The sequence below is a fragment of the Nostoc sp. JL31 genome (assembly GCF_017114965.1).
GTDB lineage: Bacteria > Cyanobacteriota > Cyanobacteriia > Cyanobacteriales > Nostocaceae > Nostoc > Nostoc punctiforme_A.
Genome location: NZ_JABXKO010000042.1, coordinates 109,614 through 130,920, shown reverse-complemented (window position 1 = coordinate 130,920; position 21,307 = coordinate 109,614). Strand labels below are relative to the sequence as shown.

15 protein-coding genes are annotated in these 21,307 nt (G+C 41.2%); 7 read left to right on the top strand and 8 right to left on the bottom strand.

The window, feature by feature from the left end:
* Positions 1-162: 162 nt before the first annotated feature.
* Together HWQ43_RS10035 and HWQ43_RS10030 are read right to left on the bottom strand one after the other, a co-directional pair.
* Positions 163-1,362, bottom strand: a complete 1,200-nt coding sequence (locus HWQ43_RS10035) for an FAD-dependent monooxygenase (RefSeq protein ID WP_292732571.1) — start codon at positions 1,360-1,362, stop codon at positions 163-165.
* A 54-nt stretch (positions 1,363-1,416) separates the two neighbouring features.
* Positions 1,417-2,400 (bottom strand): GntR family transcriptional regulator, encoded by a 984-nt coding sequence (locus tag HWQ43_RS10030; RefSeq protein WP_292732563.1) that lies wholly within the window; start codon positions 2,398-2,400, stop codon positions 1,417-1,419.
* A 286-nt stretch (positions 2,401-2,686) separates the two neighbouring features.
* On the opposite strand from HWQ43_RS10030, the gene HWQ43_RS10025 reads away from it, so the two are divergent.
* From HWQ43_RS10025 to HWQ43_RS10005, 5 genes are all read left to right on the top strand, one after another.
* A complete protein-coding gene (locus HWQ43_RS10025; RefSeq protein ID WP_292732561.1) occupies positions 2,687-3,427 on the top strand; it encodes a dienelactone hydrolase family protein in 741 nt (246 codons plus the stop codon).
* A 135-nt stretch (positions 3,428-3,562) separates the two neighbouring features.
* On the top strand, positions 3,563-4,465 hold the full coding sequence (locus HWQ43_RS10020; RefSeq protein ID WP_292732559.1) for a S1 RNA-binding domain-containing protein: 903 nt from the start codon (positions 3,563-3,565) through the stop codon (positions 4,463-4,465).
* A 447-nt stretch (positions 4,466-4,912) separates the two neighbouring features.
* Complete coding sequence (locus HWQ43_RS10015) at positions 4,913-6,085, top strand: fatty acid desaturase (protein WP_292732557.1); 1,173 nt, start codon at positions 4,913-4,915, stop codon at positions 6,083-6,085.
* A 762-nt stretch (positions 6,086-6,847) separates the two neighbouring features.
* On the top strand, positions 6,848-7,723 hold the full coding sequence (locus tag HWQ43_RS10010; protein ID WP_292732555.1) for an SDR family oxidoreductase: 876 nt from the start codon (positions 6,848-6,850) through the stop codon (positions 7,721-7,723).
* 94 nt (positions 7,724-7,817) lie between these two features.
* Positions 7,818-9,314: an HlyD family efflux transporter periplasmic adaptor subunit gene (locus HWQ43_RS10005; protein WP_292732553.1), complete on the top strand. Its 1,497-nt coding sequence runs from the start codon at positions 7,818-7,820 to the stop codon at positions 9,312-9,314.
* Positions 9,315-9,588: 274 nt separating this feature from the next.
* Here HWQ43_RS10005 and HWQ43_RS10000 read toward each other — a convergent pair whose 3' ends face one another.
* The 4 genes from HWQ43_RS10000 to HWQ43_RS09985 form a co-directional block, all read right to left on the bottom strand.
* A complete protein-coding gene (locus HWQ43_RS10000) occupies positions 9,589-11,208 on the bottom strand; it encodes a S8 family peptidase (RefSeq protein WP_292732551.1) in 1,620 nt (539 codons plus the stop codon).
* A 459-nt stretch (positions 11,209-11,667) separates the two neighbouring features.
* A complete protein-coding gene (locus tag HWQ43_RS09995; protein ID WP_292732549.1) occupies positions 11,668-14,370 on the bottom strand; it encodes a type I secretion system permease/ATPase in 2,703 nt (900 codons plus the stop codon).
* The gene (locus tag HWQ43_RS09990; protein WP_094348635.1) at positions 14,319-15,101 is read right to left on the bottom strand and encodes a peptidylprolyl isomerase; all 783 of its coding nucleotides are present in this window, start codon (positions 15,099-15,101) and stop codon (positions 14,319-14,321) included. Before HWQ43_RS09990 ends, HWQ43_RS09995 begins: the two co-directional genes overlap by 52 nt.
* Positions 15,102-15,446: 345 nt before the next feature.
* Positions 15,447-16,253: a TIGR00297 family protein gene (locus HWQ43_RS09985; RefSeq protein ID WP_292732546.1), complete on the bottom strand. Its 807-nt coding sequence runs from the start codon at positions 16,251-16,253 to the stop codon at positions 15,447-15,449.
* 418 nt (positions 16,254-16,671) lie between these two features.
* Between HWQ43_RS09985 and HWQ43_RS09980 the strand changes: the two genes are divergently transcribed.
* Positions 16,672-17,103: a VOC family protein gene (locus HWQ43_RS09980; RefSeq protein ID WP_292732544.1), complete on the top strand. Its 432-nt coding sequence runs from the start codon at positions 16,672-16,674 to the stop codon at positions 17,101-17,103.
* 56 nt (positions 17,104-17,159) lie between these two features.
* Here HWQ43_RS09980 and HWQ43_RS09975 read toward each other — a convergent pair whose 3' ends face one another.
* Positions 17,160-17,795 carry a triacylglycerol lipase gene (locus HWQ43_RS09975; RefSeq protein ID WP_292732542.1) on the bottom strand — a complete coding sequence of 212 codons (636 nt, stop codon included), beginning with the start codon at positions 17,793-17,795 and terminating at the stop codon, positions 17,160-17,162.
* A 534-nt stretch (positions 17,796-18,329) separates the two neighbouring features.
* Between HWQ43_RS09975 and HWQ43_RS09970 the strand changes: the two genes are divergently transcribed.
* Positions 18,330-18,893, top strand: coding sequence for a hypothetical protein (locus tag HWQ43_RS09970; protein WP_292732540.1), 564 nt, complete (start codon positions 18,330-18,332; stop codon positions 18,891-18,893).
* Between the two features lie 34 nt (positions 18,894-18,927).
* Here HWQ43_RS09970 and HWQ43_RS09965 read toward each other — a convergent pair whose 3' ends face one another.
* Positions 18,928-21,246, bottom strand: coding sequence for a VIT domain-containing protein (locus HWQ43_RS09965; protein ID WP_292732538.1), 2,319 nt, complete (start codon positions 21,244-21,246; stop codon positions 18,928-18,930).
* Between the last annotated feature and the right edge of the window lie 61 nt (positions 21,247-21,307).

Below are 21,307 nucleotides of genomic sequence, written 5' to 3'. Positions count from 1 at the left end.
CCCAGCCATACACAGATACACCCCTCTCATACGAGAAGTAGATTACCATATTTCGGTATTAGTGGGATAGGTTCTTTGTGAAGTTAATTTTTTTTAACGAACCACAGAGGCGCAGAGAACACAGAGAGAAGGAAAAAATGCTTAACTGAACTGTATTGATTTTTAGACAGTTAAGTGTACCTGTGTGATACCTTGACGCATTTTATATTGTCGCCTTAACCAAGACTTTTTAATTATTTTACGGAGTAAGGGAGCAAGTTGAATCAATAGCGATCGCAGCAGTGCATTTTTTCGCAGTAGTTCGCCTTGTTTAGCTTCTTCTAATTGGAGTTGCTGGGCGCGGATAATTTCTGGCTGACGTTCCGCTTGGATGTGCGATAGTGTCATGTCAATATCCTGGTGTCCAGCTTCTTTTTGCAACAGTGGCACAAGATGATTAGCAGCGACAATCACATCACGGAATGCTAGATTAATTCCTTGGGCACGGACGGGAGACATTGGGTGTGCAGCATCACCTAGAAGCAGTACTCCTGGTGCGTGCCATTGGGGACAATAACCAACCACAACAGAGAGCCGAATGGGAGATTCAATGGTGTCTGCATAATTACGGAAATGCTCTGCTAGCCATGAGGGTGATAGTGAGGCAAAAATCTCTCCCCAGTTGGCTTGCTTGGAGTCAATGTTTTCGGTTGCGGACATCACCCAAGCCAGATGTAGTTTTCCTGATTCTGCTCCGTGAAAGATGGTAAATACGCGATCGCCATTTACAATTGTACGAAACACATTATCGCCTGCAAACTCAGAAGTAGCAGCAAGTTTAAACCAGAGAATATCAATATTTTTGGGTTGGCGTACCAATTCCAATCCTATACGTTGTCGCACAAGAGAATTTCTCCCGTCTGCCCCAATCACTAGGTCAGCAGTTAGTTCTCTCCCATCGCTCAATACTACACCTGCGACACGTTGGTTACTCCACAGTAAATCCTTGACCGGAACACCCTGGATAAATTCAAACCCATCATTGGTTTGGGCTTCTGAAATCAGTGCTTTGAGCAGTGGTGGTTGTGAAACCAGTGTACAGGGTCGAGTTGCCCCCATTGGTTCATCAACTCGAAACAACTGCTTGTCCCCTATAATGAATTCCCACGCGTCGAGTTGCCGATGGGGAATATGTTCCAACAACGCTGATAGGCCCATTTTCTCTAAAGCTTCTAAGCCACTGGGCATTAATCCTTCGCCGCGAAATACACGATGAAAGTCTTTTGCCGCTTCAATTAACGTTACAGCAATACCACGTTTTACAAGGAGCAGGGCAAGGGTTACACCTGTTGGGCCTGCGCCCACAATCACAATCTGCACTATCCCATCCCTCCTGTATTAGTTGCTCTCAAAGATGTTGGTAGAATTATCTTGAGATTAACTTAAACCCAATTCTCGTTTTAGCAAGTTAATCGAGTTAGCGCCGATATAATTCTCAACCTTAATCAGCTTTGGCGGACGAATAATATCTTCATCAGATGCTTGCACGGCTGCTTGCACGGCCGCAAAACTGGCTTGATCGCTTATGATTACCTCAGCCCGCTTAACCATTGCCTGAAGTTTATATGCATCTTTTGGTTGCGAAGTCATCACCAATAGTTCATCACCGCGCAAACCGTGGAGGATGACTTCTGCGGCTCGTGCAATACCGGAACTGAGGCTAACTATCCCAACACAGTTTTCTTTTGGTAGGGTTTTCAAGATGCTGAGTTCTTTGCTGTAGTCGTAGATATCGAGAGGAATTACTCGTGCAGCTTTTGGAGCTGCGATCGCTTCCACATTACTGATAAAATACCGACTTGTGACGACTGTCGCAGAGGTGGTTTTATCTAACACAGCTGTTAATTCTTCCATTGCTACCAACTGGACTGGTATTTTTAGCGATCGCTCTAATTCATACACCATCAACTCACCAGCACCCATATCATAAGATGGCACTGCAACCAGTACCCGCGCACTACAACGCAAGCGCCAGTCAATTTCCGCTAAAAATAGCTCTCTGGCTTGATTCAGCGAACATCCTTGTGAGAGCAACTCGTCAAGTGCTTGCTGGACAACTTGATATGCATCAGGATTTTGTTTGAGAATTGGTGATTGTAACCTGCTACCGCCCTCATGACCTTGGGCACGAACATAAATACCCGAACCAGCCATACTTTCAACAAATCCGTCTTCCTCCAGTTGACGGTAAACTTTACTAATGGTGTTTCGATGTAACCCTGTTTGCATTGCCAGCGCGCGTGTGCTTGGTAATTTGTAGGCCGGAGGATATTGCCGAGAAGCGATCGCAAATCGGATTTGATTAAACAGCTGGGTTGATGCGGGAATTTCGCTGTCTGGCTGAATACGGAATTGAATCATCACCAAACCTCCTGAATACTAAGTGCTGAGTGCTGAGTCTTGAGTGCTGAGGTTTGAGTCTTAGGTGTTGCTTTCCTACTCAGCACTTTTAACTCAGCATCCCTGGATAACTAGTTGTATTTATTACATATAAAATCAGTTATTTACATATAAATTTTTTCTAAACTCAATTTCTAATGCTCTCACTATTGGTAATTGATAATTTAATTAGAAAAAAGTTGGGCATACTGGCATAGTTATATCAAATAAACACACAGCTAATCACACAGCACTGGTAAAAATTATTATGACAGAGCAAGCAACAATTACCACAACGGTTAATCTTTTGCAAGATAATATTCAAGTGTCTGCTTATCTAGCAGAGCCAAAAGAATCTGGTTCTTACCCAGGAGTTGTAGTATTACAAGAAATTTTTGGTGTCAACGTTCACATTCGGGAAGTTACAGAACGAATTGCCAAACTTGGGTATGTAGCGATCGCACCTGCACTTTTTCAACGTATTGCCCCTGGTTTTGAAACTGGATACACACCCGAAGATATTGAAACGGGCAGAAGCTACGCCATGCAAACTCAAGCCTCAGAGTTATTGAGCGATATTCAACTAGCAATTGACTACCTCAAAAATCTGCCCCAAGTGAAAAAAGATGGCTTTGGCTGTATTGGCTTCTGCTTTGGCGGTCATGTTGCATATCTTGCAGCTACCTTGCCAGATATTAAAGCTACGGCTTCCTTCTACGGTGCTGGAATTACCACTCGCACACCGGGAGGCGGCGCTCCTACTGTCACCCGCACCAAAGAAATAACAGGTACTCTCTATGCCTTTTTTGGTGCAGAAGATGCTAGCATTCCAGGCGAACAAGTAGATGAGATTGCAACAGAGTTAGAAAAATATAAAATTCCTCATCGTGTGTTTCGCTACGATGGAGCTGATCACGGATTTTTCTGCGACCACCGTGCCAGTTATAATCCTAAAGCTGCGGCCGATGCTTGGGAGCAAGTAAAACAACTCTTTGGTCAACTAAACTGAAGCATACGCACCCAAGTTCGTCATTGGTCATTAGTCATTGGTGAATAACAAAAGACAAATGACAAATGACAAATGACAAATGACAATCTAAACTTCAGTTGCACCATATCAAATAACAATTAATCTTCAAAAGTCATGAATTCCGAATCGAAACTTTCTCAAACAGCCAATTCGCCCTTTACAATGGACGATTTTGCCAAAGCACTAGAAAAACACGACTACCAATTTCAAAAGGGACAGCTTGTACATGGCAAAGTGTTCCAACTTGACCATGATGGAGCTTATGTGGATATTGGTGGCAAGTCGTCAGCTTTTCTGCCACGCGATGAGGCTTCTTTGAGAGCAGTTACCGATTTATCGGAAGTGCTGCCATTGCAAGAGGAAATGCAGTTTTTGATTATCCGAGATCAGGATGCAGAAGGGCAAGTGACCCTTTCTCGAAAGCAGTTGGAAATTCAGCACATCTGGGAACGACTGACTGAAATGCAGGAAAATGCTCAGACTGTGCAAGTAAGAGTTATGGGTGTGAATAAAGGTGGTGTAACCGTCGATATTCTTTCTTTGCGGGGATTTATTCCGCGATCGCACCTGGCAGAGCGTGATAATTTAGAAGCACTCAAAGGTCAAAATCTGACTGTGGGTTTTTTGGAAATTAATCGTAACACCAACAAACTCATCCTTTCCCAGCGTTTAGCAACCCGTTCTAGCAACTTCAGCTTATTAGAACTAGGTCAACTGGTGGAAGGTAAAGTTACTGGTATTAAACCTTTTGGTGTATTTGTCGATTTAAGTGGGATGAGCGCCTTACTTCATATCAAGCAGGTAAGCCAGAAATTTATTGATTCTTTAGAAAAAGTATTTCAAGTTGGCCAGCCAATTAAAGCTGTAATTATTGACTTGGATGAAGGTAAAGGGCGGGTTGCTCTTTCTACCAGAGTTTTGGAAAACTTTCCTGGCGAAGTGCTAGAAAACTTCGATGAGGTCATGGCTTCAGCTGAGGCGCGTGCTAATAGAGCTAATAACAAAGCGTCTGAATAGTTTTGAGGTGGGCTGCTTGCACAAAGTATAAATAGTGCGTAGGCGTAGATCTTCGTAGACATCGCACCTGCGGTATGTAGGATTAATCGGTGAATACTGCCCAAAAATTGAGCAAAAATCCAAATTGTGGGTTATTTTATTACTCCCTCTGCATCTATAAAGATGTGGGGGGATTGAAAATTGGGAAAACTTTTAACTAACTTACGTTTTTTTAGTACTTTGTCAAGCTAGTATCGAGGGTTTTTAGTAAGCAGTTTAGTGATTAGAAAATAAAGACTAAAGCTATTACTAAAAAATTTATTACCTACCAAGATAAACTTGACATCCTAATAGCCTCTAGCTAGTAATGTGGGTAAAACAATAATTTTAGTCAGCTTCAGATAACTTTCACTTTGAACGACAGAACGCAGAAATATTTTGTGTTACGATTTAGATACTTACCTACTTGTGAATTTAATTATTCCAGTTGAACAAGACTACGATTTACTGCAAAACTTTACCCAGTTAAATTATCTAACTGAAAAATTATTTATGAATGTTAGTACAGATCAGACACTTATTCACCAGAAAATATATGCGAAAGAATTACGTTCCCTGATGCCACCTGAAGCATTTATTCCCGATCCAAGTAAGTTAATTATCTTGTTCATTAATCTGGCAATTTTAATACTAGGTTGGATGATAGCATCTCGGTTAGATTCTTGGTCGCCATACCTTTTATGGCTTTATGTACCGTTAAGCATAGTTATGGGCAATAGCGTCGTTGTCTTACTATTTAGCACCCACGATTTGATGCATGGTAGCGTAATTAAAAACCCCCGATTAATCTATATAATTAGCTTTATAGGACTAACAATGTTGTGGATGCCACCAACATTATGGAAAGCAGTTCATAATCGAGTACATCATAATCACACTAATGATTTAGGCGACCCAGATCGTAATTACTTGTATAAACAATCTTCAACCTGGGGAAAATGGATTCAGGACTTATTTGTACCTTCTACTGAAGTCAATCCTATATGGTTCATAGTGGGAATGACTTCTGCTTGGGGTGTACATACTTTTCGGAATCTGACATCTGTGCTATTTTTCAATCATGAATCCGTCGATTATGTTCCTGCTGCATTTACAGTCAGTGCTAAAGATCGTCAAGCGATCGCAGGGGAATTATTGATGATGATCGTGATTCATCTGAGTATCATCATCTATCTCCAATTTGAACCCATAAAGCTCATACTTGGTTACTTTTTACCGATTGCAATTGGTTATGCTGGAGTAATTTTTTATATTTATACAAATCATTTACTTTGTCCGATGACCTACGTTAATGACCCACTAATTAATAGTATGTCTCTCCGGGTTTACAAAATATTTGACTTGTTGCATTTAAATTTTTCTCACCACACTGAACATCATATTTTCCCAGCAATGAACTCTGACTATTATGTGATGGTTAGGGATTTATTAGAAACTCAATATTCTGAAAAGTTTAATTTATTGGATGCTGGGGAAGCTTGGTATTTGTTGCTAAAAACTCCCCGGCATTATAAAGATGAAAATACTCTTACAGATTGGTCAGGAGAAAAGTCTGTTCCTTGTCCTACAAGCGACAGTTAAAAAGGTTTATTGCAAATGAATTGCAAATGAATACACTGCTAAATACCAAGGATTTTGCAAGAAATATCGACCACAGTCTAAGCCAGAGAATAAGCCGAAAAGGTCACGATGGACAATAACTAGTACCGCAAGGCGGAATTAAAAATTAAAAATGAATATAGCATAAGCATTTCATTGATTTGGAATGGGTGGTTTATTTCCGCCGTGTTGTACTAGTTAATTTATCGAAAAAATATATAAAGTCTAATTTAATAAGCAAAATGGCATTTGACTTACTCAAACCCCAGTTTGCTTTCTCATTTTGGTGTTTTCCGCAAGTAATCAAGCATATTAAGAAAGCAATATGCTTGATTGCTGACTTATACCAGTAATTCTTACAGTTATGACAACTATTCCTTTAACATTACTTTTCTCTATCTTCATCTAATGCTTCTTGGATTGCACGACCGCAAAACTCTTATGATCTTTGTTTAATTGCTTCTTTATTCATTGTTTTGCCTCCTCTGCATCCCCGACATCCCCCTTTTTCGTGTTGCACCCTCCTATTACTCTATCCCCGACATCTACAAAAATATGGAGGATCATTTTCAGAGTATTAAAATAAATAAGGTGTGACTTATTGGCGTGAGAATATCTTGAGCATGGTGACAAAGTATAAAAATATGCTCATATCTCTATTTAAGTATTGCTCAATGGGTTTTGATCATATATCGAGCATTTTGACAACTATAAACGCTGTAACTATTCAATTTAGGTATTTGTATGTTTCTGGTAACTGGAGCAACGGGAGGAATTGGTCGCAGAGTTGTGCGACTCCTACGACAACGAGAACAATCTGTGCGGGCATTTGTCCGCCTTACCTCGCGCTATAGCGAGTTAGAACACCGAGGTTCAGAAATCTTCATCGGTGACTTGCTAGAGGAAAAAGATATCCAGAAAGCTAGTCAGGGTGTGCGGTATATTATCAGCGCCCACGGTTCTGATAGCGATGCCCTATCTTTAGATTACCGTGCCAATATTGAACTCATCGACCAAGCAAAAGCCAATGGCGTAGAGCATTTTGTCTTCATTTCTGTACTGGGAGCCGATCGCGGTTATGAAGATGCTCCTGTTTTTAAAGCTAAACGAGCAGTAGAGCGATATTTGGCAGCTAGTGGCTTAAATTACACTATTTTGCGCCCATCTGGATTAGCATCTAACTTGCTGCCACTGGTAGAAAGATTTCGGGAAACGGGATTGTATCTGCTTGTTGGCGATCGCAAAAACCGTACCTCAATTGTCAGTACTGATGATTTGGCAAAGATAGTTGTGGATTCTGTGACAGTTGAAGGCGCTCGTAACCAGATTTTACCCGTCGGAGGACCAGAGATTTTATTACGAGAAGATATTCCCCGGATTTTTGGTCGGATTTTCGCCAAAGAACCAGTAATAATTAACTCACCCCTATTTGTCATTGATGGGTTACAGGGTGCATTGGGTTTATTTAATCCCAAAATCCAAAAAGCTTTGGGAACTTATCGCACATTGCTAGCAAATGAATTTTTCTGCACAAAAGATGAAATTGCCAATTTAGAGGCGATTTTTAACTTCCAATTGGAGACATTAGAAAGTTTTTTGCGGCGCTATTTAGCAGTTTGAATTAAACATCAGTCATTAGTCATTAGTCATTTGTCATTAGTGAATAACAAAGGACAAATGACTAATGACAAAGGACAAAGGATAAAGGACACAAATGAAATCTTCTCTAGCTGCAAATGCTGCTCAAGCACGTCAGACCAAAGAGCGATTCGCCCAACCGGAGGAACAACTTACTTATGAGTTGGGGAAGGCGGTACAGGAATTGCCGCCCCTGTACACTAGATTATTAGCGGGAACGATGAGCGCCATCGTATTTGGGACGATCGCCTGGGCGTACTTCTCGCAAATCGATGAAGTAGCAACAGCACCAGGGGAATTAATTGCCTCCGCACAGGTAAGACCGGTGACATCCTTGGGTGGAGGGTCAATTGTCGCCGTCAAAGTTCAAGAAGGCGATCGCGTTACTAAAGGTCAAGTTCTGATTCAAAAAGATCCAGACTTGCAAATAACCGATGTTTCCCGCCTAGCCAAATCTACTAGATTGATTCAAGACGATTTACAGCGTTTGGATGCAGAACGTATTGGAGGCAAAACTGCTGGGACGAAAGTGCAAGATGAACTTTTAAGCTCCCGCCTGCAAGACTTCCAAGCTCGTCAAGCAGCGGCGGAAGCAGAAGCAAATCGCCAAATAGCACTCATAGATCAAGCCAAAGTCCGCTTGAGTCGATTGCAAGATAACTTAGTTAATGCTAAAAGTAGCTTTGGGAATGCTCAAACCAACCTTGTCAATGCAGATAGCATCCGAATTAAAATTGAAAGTAATTTAGCCCTGGCTCAAGAAAGGGAAAAAAGCCTACGTACTCTAATTACTCCTGGCGCTGTGCCTCGTGTCGATTATCTGGATGCCCAAGAAAGATTAACTCGTGCAAAGACAGAAATCACCAGAGCGCAAGATGAAGTCATCAACGCCCAGAATAGAATCACAGAAGCTCAAGATAAAGTCACATCATTAGAAAAAGATATTGCTGCTCAAGTCCAGGAAATTCGCCAAGCAGAACAAGCTTACAATGCTGCACGCAGTCAGGCCCAGCGTGTAGCATCAGAACGCCAAAGCGAAATTTTGACGCAGTTTAATAAGCGTAAAGAAGAATTGACAACTGTTCAAGGTCAATTAGAGCAGGCGAGGAAGCAACAAGCTTTAGAAACGATTGAGGCTCCCGTAGCCGGTACAATTTATAAAGTCAAAGCCACTAAGGGACCAGTTCAATCGGGTGAAGAATTGCTGTCAATTTTGCCGGAAGGGGAAGAAATGCTTCTAGAGGTAAAAGTTCTTAACCGCGATATTGGGTTTATTCGTCAGGGAATGAAGGCAAAAGTGAAAATGGCGACTTTTCCCTTCCAAGAATTTGGCATTGTGGATGGCGAAGTTATGCAAGTCAGTCCAAATGCAATTGCGGATAAAGAATTGGGTTTAGTTTTTCCGACGAGAATTAAGCTAAATAGACACGCAGTGAATGTTCGAGGTCAAGAAGTAGAATTTACACCAGGCATGGCTGCTACAGGTGAAATTGTCACTCGGAAAAAGTCAATTTTGACATTCATCACTGAGCCTGTAACACGGCGGTTCAATGAGGCATTTTCTGTTAGGTAGGAAAGTCTGTTAGATTAGCCACAAGTAAGGGTTTAGCATTGTTAAACCCCTACATTTATTCACGACAGATAGCAGGTTGGTTGATTTTCTTAACCGAGCAATATTGAACTAAACTGCTAATCGCTATAATTTTCAAGCCATAGCCAAGAATTTTCTATATTGATCTATTTAGTTTTTGCATTTCCTCTAGTAGTTTGCCAAAATCAAGGTTATTCTCATCCTGATTGCTATTCATATTGATGTTGCCCAGAATCTTCTCATAGTTTTTAAATTGCTACCATAATTCTGGATTTGTTAATATGTTATTACTTTCGGCTGAGATCAGATATTTTGTGGTTTCTGTAATTGCTTGACCAATCACAGGGTTAAAATCAGAATCATTCCAACTAGCAATATTTTCTGGTGTTAGATATCTTGTGGTTTCTGTAATTGCCTGACCACTCACAGGGCTAAAATCAGAATTATTCCAACTAGCAATATTTTCTGGTGTTAGATATCCTGTGGTTTCTGTAATTGCCTGACCGATTAGAGAACCAAAATTGGAATTATTAAAACTAGAGCTTGTAGTTTGTGTGTTATTTCCTACGGTTTCTGCAATCACTTGACTCGCTAGAGAACTGACATTAGAAATTTTAAAACTAGAGCTTGTAGTTTGTGTGTTATTTCCTGCGGTTTCTGCAATTACTTGACTCGCTAGAGAACTGACATTAGAAATCTTCAAACTAGAGCTTGTAGTTTGTGTACTATTTCCTGCGGTTTCTGTGACAATCTGACGTACTTGGGCATCAGTCAGGTTGGAGTTAGCACTAAGCATCAGGGCAACGATACCAGCAACGTGGGGAGCAGCCATAGATGTGCCGCTATAAGTTGCATACTGATTATTCGGAACTGATGAATAAACCTTGACTCCTGGAGCTGTGACGTAAGCGATTTGATTCGTTCCAGAGCGGTTAGAGAAGTCGGCCAAATTATTATTTTTATCTACTGCCCCAACAGCAATTCCCGACTTGGATGCATAGCGGGCGGGATAGTCTGGTGAAGAGTCACCATCATTACCTGCTGCCATGACTACAATTACTCCTTTACTGCTGGCATAGTTAATGGCTGACTCTAAAGTGCGATTAGAAGATGCGCCTCCTAAACTGAGGTTAATCACATTAGCTCCATTATCTACAGCGTAGCGAATACCTTTAGATATGGAACTATAGGAACCAGAACCAGAGCTATCTAAAGCTTTGACAGGCATAATCTTGGCATCGTAGGCAATACCAGTGACACCGTAGTTATTATTTTCTCCTGCGATCGTGCCGGAAACATGAGTACCATGACCGTTGTCATCTAGGGTGTTGTTGTTTTGATCGGCGAAGTTCCAGCCGTAATTATCATCAATATAGCCATTTCCATCATCATCTATACCATTACCCGCAATTTCCTTGGTATTCGTCCAGATATTATTTGTTAAATCTTCGTGGTTATAGTCAACTCCAGTATCCACAACAGCTACAACAACGCCTTTACCTGTGTATCCATGTGCCCAAACTTCTGGTGCTTTAACCAGGTCTGCTCCCCAATTATTGCCACCAAGATCGGGAACATCAGCAAAGGTATTCTGACCAATAGCTCTAGCCACTGCTGCTGCTCCATTAATCAAGCCATAGCCATTTGTGGAGTTATAATTTTGAGTGCTAAAAGTCTTAGTAGTAGCGTTATTGCTATTTTCAGATTCATCGTTATTTAGCAACTTCACATCAGCATCGGCTGAGTTATAGCTACTACGTCTGCTGAAGTTGAGGCTGTAGTTATCTTTTGTATTAAAGCTATCTAATGAGGAGATTGAAGTGGCATTTAGCTGTTTCTTTGACAATATATTGTTATTAACATCATTAATGTGCATAAATTTTTTCTCAAAGATAGCAACTGTTTTTTGACAGTTTGAAGCCTTGAAACCTTTATAATAAGAAGATTTCAATGGATGAATCAAACTTCATTCTCAATAATTACTATGGAATCTAATAACAAAATGCTAATTTTATTACCAAAAAACATTATGATAATTACGGTTTTTATTAAGAGTAACTTTATCAAGTAAATATTAAATATTTAAGGTGTATTAATTGATGCTAATGCATAAATTATACTAGGACGTTATGACTCCTTTTATTACTCTTAGAACTACTGCGATCGCTAGCTATAAAAATATTTATATTACTTAGACTGGAGCAATGGTAATTATTGAAATCAGCCAAATTAAAATGGCGAACGGAGTTATACTCCATTCGCCAAAGGCTATCCTTAAGCCCCTTTGCAAACGTCGATTTTTATGTAACCACAAGCTTTGAATTAGTTAAATCTATTAAATGTTTGCTTGCTGCCGTTGATATAGTGACCAATACAAACCCTTTTGTTGCAACAATTGTGAGTGAGTACCACGTTCAGCAATCACACCTTGCTCCAATACCAAAATCAAGTCAGCACGTTTGAGGGGAGCAAAGCGGTGAGCAATCAGGAACACGGTACGGTTAGCGGAAATTTTTTGCAGGTTTTGCAGCACTTGTTGTTCAGTTTCACTATCCAAGGCACTAGTAGCTTCATCCAAAACTAAAATCGGCGCTTGGGAAAGAAATAGCCTTGCCAGAGCAATGCGTTGTCTCTGTCCACCAGATAAAGCTGTACCGCGTTCACCAACATTGGTTTCGTAACCGTAGGGTAATTGACTAATGAAGTCGTGAGCCACGGCTAATCTTGCCGCCTCTACAACTTGCTCTGCGGTAATGTCGGGACTACCGAGAGTGATATTTTCCAAAATAGAACCGTTAAATAAAAAGTCTTCTTGGAGAACTACACTAACTTGTTGCCGTAGTGAGGCTAAATCGGCACTTTTTATATCAAAACCATCAATCAGGATGCGTCCTGATTCAATTTGATAGAGGCGTTGCAATAGCTTAGATAGGGTACTTTTCCCAGAACCGCTACGTCCGACAATGCCAACAAACTGCCCTGGTTCGGCACTGAAAGAGATTCCCCGCAGAATTGCTTCAAAGTTGGGACGGTAGCGGAAAAATACTTGCTCGAAGGTGATTTGTCCTTTCAGGGGTGGCAAAACTAAGCCAGTTCCCAGTTCAGCTTCTGGGGAGACGTTAAGAATATCACCAATGCGATCTACAGAAAGTAGCACTTGTTGAAGGTTTTGCCACAACTGTACTAAGCGCAAAAGCGGGCCTGTGACTCTACCAGACAGCATTTGAAATGCAACAAGCTGTCCAATTGTGAGCTTTTGTTCGATAACTAACTTGGCACCAAACCAGAGAATCAGCATGGTGGACAAATTGGTAAGAAAATCACCAATGTTGCTGCTGATATTCGAGGTGGTTGAAGCTTTAAAACCTGTGCGAATGAAGCGGGCAAATAACCCTTCCCAGCGATCGCGGGCTACTGGTTCGGCTGCGTGGGCTTTAACGGAGTGAATTCCGGTGATTGTCTCTACTAGAAACGATTGACTATCGGCACTCCGGTTAAAAGTTTCGTTAAGCCAGTTACGCAGAATTGGTGTTGCAACTATCGTTAATGTGGCAAATAGTGGCAGTACTGCTAAGGCTACAAAGGTGAGTGGGACGTTATAGTAAAACATCAATGCCAGGTAGACCACAGCAAAGATGCTATCTAGAATTACAGTTAATGCTGTACCTGTGAGAAACTGACGAATTTGTTCGAGTTCCTGGACTCTTGCTACTGTGTCTCCGACGCGGCGCGACTCAAAATAAGCCAAAGGCAGACGCGTCAGATGGCGAAATAGCTGTGCTGATAAACTCAAATCCAGACGACGAGCTGTATGGGTAAAGATGAATAGGCGCAGAATACCCAGTATGGATTCAAATATGGCTACGCATAAAAGTGCCAGCGCCATCACATCGAGAGTCGGCAAACTCCCCTGCACCATCACTTTATCAATGACGACTTGGGTAATTAGCGGTGTTGTTAACCCCAAAAGCTGCAAGGTAAAAGATGCTAACAATACTTCTGTGAGCAATCCTTTATACTTCCAAACTGCTGGGGTAAACCAACTGAGGTTAAATTTTTCTTGCTGGGATATGAGTTCTACTTGCCACAATTGTCCATCCCAAGACACCTCAACTACAGATTGCGGCAAGCTTTCACAAGTCCGTTCGGGATTTAGAGGGTTAGCGATAATTAAGCGATCGCCTTTAACTCCATAAGCCACCACCCAGGATGGACTCTGGGGTGAGTCAGAATTCCACAGCAATAAAGCTGGAAATGACAACTGTCGCAACTCACTCCAACTCACTTGTAACCGCCGCAACACTAACCCTAACTTTTCTGCTGCTTCCACAACCTGTTTTGGGCGTTGTCCTCTGAGTTGACGCTGCACCCATTCCAGTTGCACAGAATTTTCTAATTGTTGCGCCACCATTGTTAAACACGCAGCAGCGGTGTTCCAACTGGCAACAAACGGATAAATTGCAGCGATTAAATTGGCGGCTGGGAGTCCTTTTTGGGGTTGGAGGCTGTGGGGGCTGGAAGTCCCGTCTGAGGCTGAAGTTACTGAAGAAGTACTAGAAAAGGAAAATGTCTCCCTTTGTCCTTCCATCTCTACTGGTAACGCTTGCCAAAATTCCTGAATTTGTGGGTGAGAAAATTCTGCCCACAGCGCAGTTTCCCAACAAACTACTACCACTTCTTTACTAGCAGCTACAGCTTTAACATCCGCAGATAGCTTTTGGAAATCGCCAAACCAATCCCCTGCATCTAGTGCGGCTAAAGGTTTGCCAACGCCCTCTTCTCGCAAGCGGACTTTCCCAGCCACAATTAAAAATTGATAGCCACCGACATCGTTTGACCAGATTTTTTCTCCAAGACGATACTGGCGGGTTTGGCACTCATTTTCCAATCGGGATTGTTGTTCGGGAGTCAGCCAGGATAGCGGTGGCTGATTCCAAGGCAAAGAAGCTAGCACTTTTAATCGTAAAGATTCATTATCCAGAATTTTTAACTCACTTGTAACTTGACTGTCAGTTTTTGAATTTTCTCTGCTAGCCATTTTTCAAACAACTCATTTTGTAGTGCTTGCTGTAGTTGAGTATCTTCTAAAGACGCTGGTAGAAATTGTTCTACTCGAAACAAACCATAAGGCCCTTCTCCTTGGGGAGAGTCTTTGCCAACGATTTCTATTGGACCTATCAATTGTCCAGGACTGGCCACATCAATAGCTGCCCGTAATATATCCGGCATACTACCTCGGCTGACGATTCCCATCATGCCATTCACAATTCGGTCATCTGAAAGGGAATACTCTTTAGCTAGTTGCTCAAAACTACCTCCTTCTTCTATTTGGGTTTGGAGTTCGTCTGCCAATTCTCGATTATCAACAACAATCCGGGAAAGTACTACCCGATCCAAGAAAATCTTGCGCTCAATAAAATATTCTGAGAGTTTTGTTTGTGTCACTACGGCTTTCAGCTTTTCTAATTTGTAACCAAAAGCAACCGATGTGTGAAAAGTAGCGTAATCTGTGTTATTTGTCTTTAACCATTCTTGAAAACTTTGGGGGTCAGTGAGTTGATTTTTCAGCCTAAAGTCAATTATTGACTGTTCAGTTATTGCGGTGCCAATTTCAATATCGTCTCGTGTTCTGATTTCTTCCTCAATTACGTACTGCCGGAGAATATCCCCAATGAACTGTCCCAATTTTCCAGAGGCTTGCAGGTACTTTACTGCTTGCTCTATAGAAATTATTTGGTCATTAATTGTCAAAAATGATAAAGATTCCATGAACTAATTATGTGAAAATGGTTAAACACTTATAGGACTTTTAAATTAAATCATATAGAAATCATCTGGTCATTCATGGATAAATACGATAAAGATTCAATGAACTAATTACATCTAAATGGTCAAAAAATTATATAGCTAGTAAATAAAATAATTTGCCACGATCATTTTTACAGTCTAGTGGGGACAAAATCAGGATTGAAAATATTAGTGGTGGCGCAGTAGTAAGGCAAATAGTTATTTTTTACCAATGCCTTTCAAGAGTGCTGAGTGGGGAATCTGGAACTGGTAACGGCCTAAATGCCCCACTTAAACGAGTAATTGTAATTATTTATTCTCGTAAGTCTAGTTACTGAAAGTTATCCATGTCCAAGCAAGTAGCACAGATGCGATCGCACCGATTAATGTATTAAAAATATTTACTACTTCATTGGTCAACCAGGTATACTTAGATTGCAGTGTTGCGCCAATCACACTTTCTAGGTTGGTGGCAATAAATGCTGCCAGTACACACCAAGCGACTCCCAATAGATCGATTAAACCAACTCCCCAACCCACAAGTGCGATCGCTACAGAAGCCACAATCCCGGCTAAAGTTCCCTCCAAGCTTACCGCTCCTTCTGTACCGCGAGGCACTGGTTGGAGTGTGGTAATCAAAAAGGTGCTTTTGCCATAAGCCTTACCGACTTCGCTGGCAGTGGTATCAGCTAGCTTGGTACTGAAACTCGCTACATAAGCTAGTAATAGTAGGGACTGGGGATTGGGGATTAGCGACTGGGGATTAGGTACGAGGAATCCCGAATTTATTATTCCTACTCCTAAAGCACACAATGCCCCAGTTAAAGCCGAACCCCAAACATTTTCTGGGCCTCTTGCCCCAGAACGCTTTTCGGCAATTCCCTCTGCCTCCTTCTGCGCCATACCGATGCGGGTAACGCCAGAACCAACCAAAAAATAGAACATTACTACTGCATATCCTTGCCAGCCTAGAGTTACCCAAATTAAGATGGCCAGGAACCAGGCGTGGAATAATCCAGCAGGGGTAAGTAGCTTTTTCGGAGCAATCCAAGCTACACCCAATAAAATTGTGTTTAATACTACTGCTACTAACCAGGGATTTACAGAATAAATTGAGGAAATTGAGGATGACATCAGCAATTAATCATGAGTAATTTTGTCTGAATATCAACAGAATAACGAATTTGTGATGCTTAGTGCTTTATTTTTGAAACCTCTCTAAGTAAAGTAATATGTTTGTATTATTAACTAAATTCCGTAGGCATTGCTCTGAAAGCTGAGTGGCAAACCATCAATGATGTCTTAGATAAAGACTGAAATATTGACTAAAGAACGTGGATTAAACAAAATGCAAAACTTCTTTTGAGTTAGGTAGACTCTTCTCCGTCACCGCAGATTATAGTGGCTGAAGTATTACTCAATCCCCAATCTTAGTCATAAGGATAAAGAATATAAGTTAATGTCAGTAAAAACTGTGTTCAAGTTAACCACAATCAAAACTTAATAGCATAAATTGTAGATAGCATCAACTACTAGTATTTGCACACAAGCTATGAGCCAAACTTTATTCCATCTAGCTTTCCCTGTAACTGACATTGCCCAAACAAAAGCATATTATGTAGATGGCTTGGGCTGTATTCCTGGTCGTGAAAACCACCATGCCCTGATTCTCAATCTCTACGGTCATCAATTAGTGGCTCATGTCACCAAAGAACCTTTGACACCGCAACAAACTATCTATCCCAGACACTTTGGGCTAATTTTTACTCAAGAACGTGACTGGCAAGACTTACTACAAAGGGCACAACAACAACAGCTACTTTTTCGTGAAGAAACCAAAAATCGCTTTGTCGGTTCTCCTCTTGAGCATCGCACTTTCTTTTTAGAAGATCCCTTTTATAATCTCATGGAGTTCAAGTATTATCGTCACCCAGAGGCGATTTTTGGGAGTTACGAATATACGCAAATTGGCGATAGGACTTAAAAAATTAAAAATTAAAAATTAAAAATCAAGTAATGCAAGCCTAACAAGCATCCTGGTTACTGACTGGATTTTTTATTCAGCAAGGGTAGCTTAATAGGCTTTGCTAAAGCTGCTGTGACTACCGCTAAACTCCTGGGATCTGTCAGCATCCAAGGATGTAGAGTAACTGGTACTATTACTTGGCTTCCTACGGGCATTTGTGAACTATTTGCTGGGACAATCATTAAATCATAAGGTGTCCAGATAGACGTAAAATCTAGCTGCCCCAACATTACAGCATCAGAATTTAAATCCTTGAGAAAAATGCTGTCGGGGCGCATTTGTAGGCAACCAGGACGCTGGGAACCATAAGCAACCACAGTTCCATAATGGGGCGAAGAGATGGTAATAAACCGCTGCACGCGGTTAATTCCTCCTAATCGCTGAACATAGTAACGGCTGACAATTCCTCCCATACTGAAGCCTACTAAATCTAGGCGTTGTTCTGGTGCAAAGGTTGCTGTAACATAATCGGCTACCTGTTTTGCCAATTCATCAAGACCCACTACACCATTATTAGGAATCAGATTCAGGCTATATACAGACCAACCCCGTTGTATGAAGTATGCCCTCATTTTATGGAAAACTGCCTCTGTATCGTCAATGCCGTGTATTAACAAAACGGGATTGCGTTGTTGAATTTCAATGTTCATTTACAAAATCTAACTGAATTAGGGGGTGTATTTCACTTTTGTAGGTGCATACTGCTCTACAAACTGAAGTTATTGCTTTTCAGATTCTTTCTTTTAAAAATATTGTGGCAAACAAAACTGAAATGCTTTGAAATATACTTTGTATGAAAATTTGTATAAAATTTAACTAATTTGTCTTGCCATCTGCGATTCGGCTATGACACTCTTCCCACTGGTTGAGAGTAAACTGCTTGTTTAACTTCAATTGGGTATTTACCAAACAAAGAAATGTTAATTCTTGTAAAGCTTGCTTTCAGAATCTTGCTCTTAGCTACAGTAAAATTTAATAATTAGTTCTCGGTGTATGCAGGTTGCAAATGCTTGCAATAGAACATTTTGCCCTGTGGTTTTACTACAATGTTAATTAAGCACAAGCCTATAAGGGTTGTCACCAGGATGGGGTGACGCCAAGTAGATAATGTAACATTTTGTCGTAATTTTTAACAATTACGGTCGAGTTCAAAATATAAAAGGTAAAAGGCAGGAGTAATTTTCATGGATTTTATCAAAAAGTTAATTTCGGGTATTCAGGGTTTTCTTGGCGGTATTCTGGGCTTCATTACCGGACTGTTACCGGGGAAGAAGAAAAGCAACGGCTACTTCTTAGAATTGGACGAAGCCAAAGATGCTGCCAAAGATGCTGCTAAAGAGGTAGCATCGAGCGCGAAGAAAGTAGCAGATACAGTTACATCGACAGTTGCATCGAATGCTAAGAAAGTAGCAGAGACAATTACATCAGAAGCACCAACTTCATCCAAGCCAGATTCGTTAAATGGAACAAAAACCGCTGCTACTAAGACTAAGGCTAAAGAAAAATCAGCTAAAAATCCCAAACCAGCTGACGTTCAATTAGTCCAGACTGCTGAAGGTCTTAAAATTGAACCAGGCAAAAAAGCAAAGGCGGCGGCAGCGAAAGTACTCAAAGAAGAGCCAACTGAAACAACCTTTGCACCAAAATATCTTGCTCCTTCGACTACTAGCTCTAATGGTCGTCGTCGTCCAGGGGCGAATATGAGTGCTTATCTAGATATGGCACGTCAGATTAAAACACCTAAATAATTCATAGAGACCGTAAATTTACGGTCTCTATAGATTAAGCGTGAAGATGCAAGGTTAAGATAACTTTGCCAGTTGTAGATGGGGGAACTCTCCAAAGTAAGAGCGATCGCTTAATTTTCTCCACTACAACTGGATCTTTTAGGGTCGAGGTTTCCTCATCCAAAACTATTCGTTCTACCCGACCTTTCTTGACGGTGAACTCAAAGACGATTTCACCACTGAAGCCGGAAGGAAAGTTTAATTGCTGAAGGTGTCTGGTTAGATCAGCAATTTCTGTATTATCCAAGCCAGTGACGCTGATGACCTCTAACTGATGGTTGATGGCTGCGTCTAATATTTCATATTGTGCCATCTCCTCTAAATCAAAGCTCAAAGATGTCTCGACTTCTTTGGCTACAGGAGATTGTGGCGATCGCTTTTGCCGGAGAAAATCTGGAGCTTCTTCTAAAGCTGGCGCTGATGGCATTGAGAGTGATGTTTTACGTGCAAAACCACCAGCCGGAGCATTGCCAAACACTCCTTGGTAACTAACTGCTTCAGGCATTTCCACTGGCACCTGCATAGACAGATATTCGTTTCCTGGTTCAACTCGCACGTCATCGCTGACAGCCACAAAAGCGGTGTATTGAGAAAGCAGTTGATAAGTTAAGGCTGTTTCTGTAACCGCTTCCACATCAGCTTTAGTTTCAAAACTCACCATTTGATTCATCAAATCTTTGATGCAAGCACGTCCCCATAACTGCGCTACAGCAAGATTTCCTGTTTCCTCAAATTTGAGGTTAAACGTTTTTTCATAGTGCTTATCGCCCGCAGCAATGCCGGAAATTTGCAGATTTCCGCTAACTCTATCCTGTTTGCGACCAAATAAAACTAATGGTTGTTCGCAAAATAAATCAGGCGCTATGGCTGGGTAAATCACAGGCGATTCTGTGTCACCTTGCCAATAAATTTGAATATTTGTGAGTACAGGATTGTTAATTTGCCTGTAAAACTTTTCGGCAACCTCTTCCGTGGGTTCATCATGACGAATAATTCTAGATATTCCCCGGCCAATTTCGGCGATGCGATTCAATAAAAAACGGTTAACTGAACTACCAGCACCGAAACTATAAAGGCGATTTGCTGGTTGGAGGTGCTGTTGTACTTCTGCTAAAATCTCATTTTCGTTGCCGATATAGCCATCAGTTAAGAGTACAACGCTGCGTAATCTTCCGACTGGTGTGGGGAAATTTATGGCTGTACGAATGCCACTGAGCATTTCTGTGCTGCCATCAGCTTGTAAATTGTTAATGTAAGCGATCGCTTTGGTACGATTTTCTAATGTATTCGGCAGAGGTGTTGGCGATAACTGTCTGACTCTATCGGAAAAATCGATAATTGTGAAAGTATCGTTGGGATTCAAACCATTGATAAATCGCCGCATCAATTCCTGACACTTTTGCAACGGATCGCCAGATTGTGAACCGGAAGTATCCACCAAAAATACGACATCTTTAGGCACAATCTCATCAGTGGAATATTCCAAAGCTGGAATCAGATATATTGCAAAATGTCCGCCGCGATCGTCGGTTTGGCTTAATACTGTGGATTGAGTTTCTTTACCAGAAACTTGATAGCGGAGAATTAAATCTTTGTTGGGAATTGTATCTTCTCCAGCTAATTGAATCCGCACAATTTGACCTGAGTGTTCAATTTTTAATTGATGGGAAGGAGAACGCACTTCGGAAATTGGCAAACCCGCATCAATTTCGACTGTGACATTAATATTGTGACGCGATCGCGTTCCTTCTAAGACTACAGGCGGTGTAATGCGAGAAGCATCAGGAACTTGGTCTGTATCACCGCTACCATCTATCGGCGTTCCCGGAATATATCTTGGCCCCACCACCATCGGAAAAACAAATTCGTAGTTTCCCGCCTCAAATTTTAAACTTTCGGTGTAACGAATTGTGACATCAATTTGTTCGCCAGGTTTGATGTTAGCCAGAGATTGCGTGAAAATGTTGTCTCGTTCCTGTTCTAGAAGTCCGGCGGTGCGTCCTTCTTGTTTTGCCTTTTCGTAGATGGCTACAGCTTCTTCACGTTTTTTAATATTACCTTTGATGATGCGATCGCCTATTTTAATTTCCATGTCATCCACCGCCGCCTCATCGGGTAACGGAAAGATATAGACTGCTTCTAAAGACTGTGTGAAGGGATTTTCAAAGCTTTGGATGACCTCAACTCGTGATAAATTACCGACAATTTTTGCGATAACTTCTGTATGCTTGAGTGGAAAAACTAGTTGTTCTCCTTGAGGTGATTGAACATACAAACCCCCTAAATGTAGGTTTTTAGGACTTACTGTATTCATAGAAAACTCCTATTTTATTTGTGAACTTACTTCTTAAAGTAGGTAACAAGTAACTTAATTA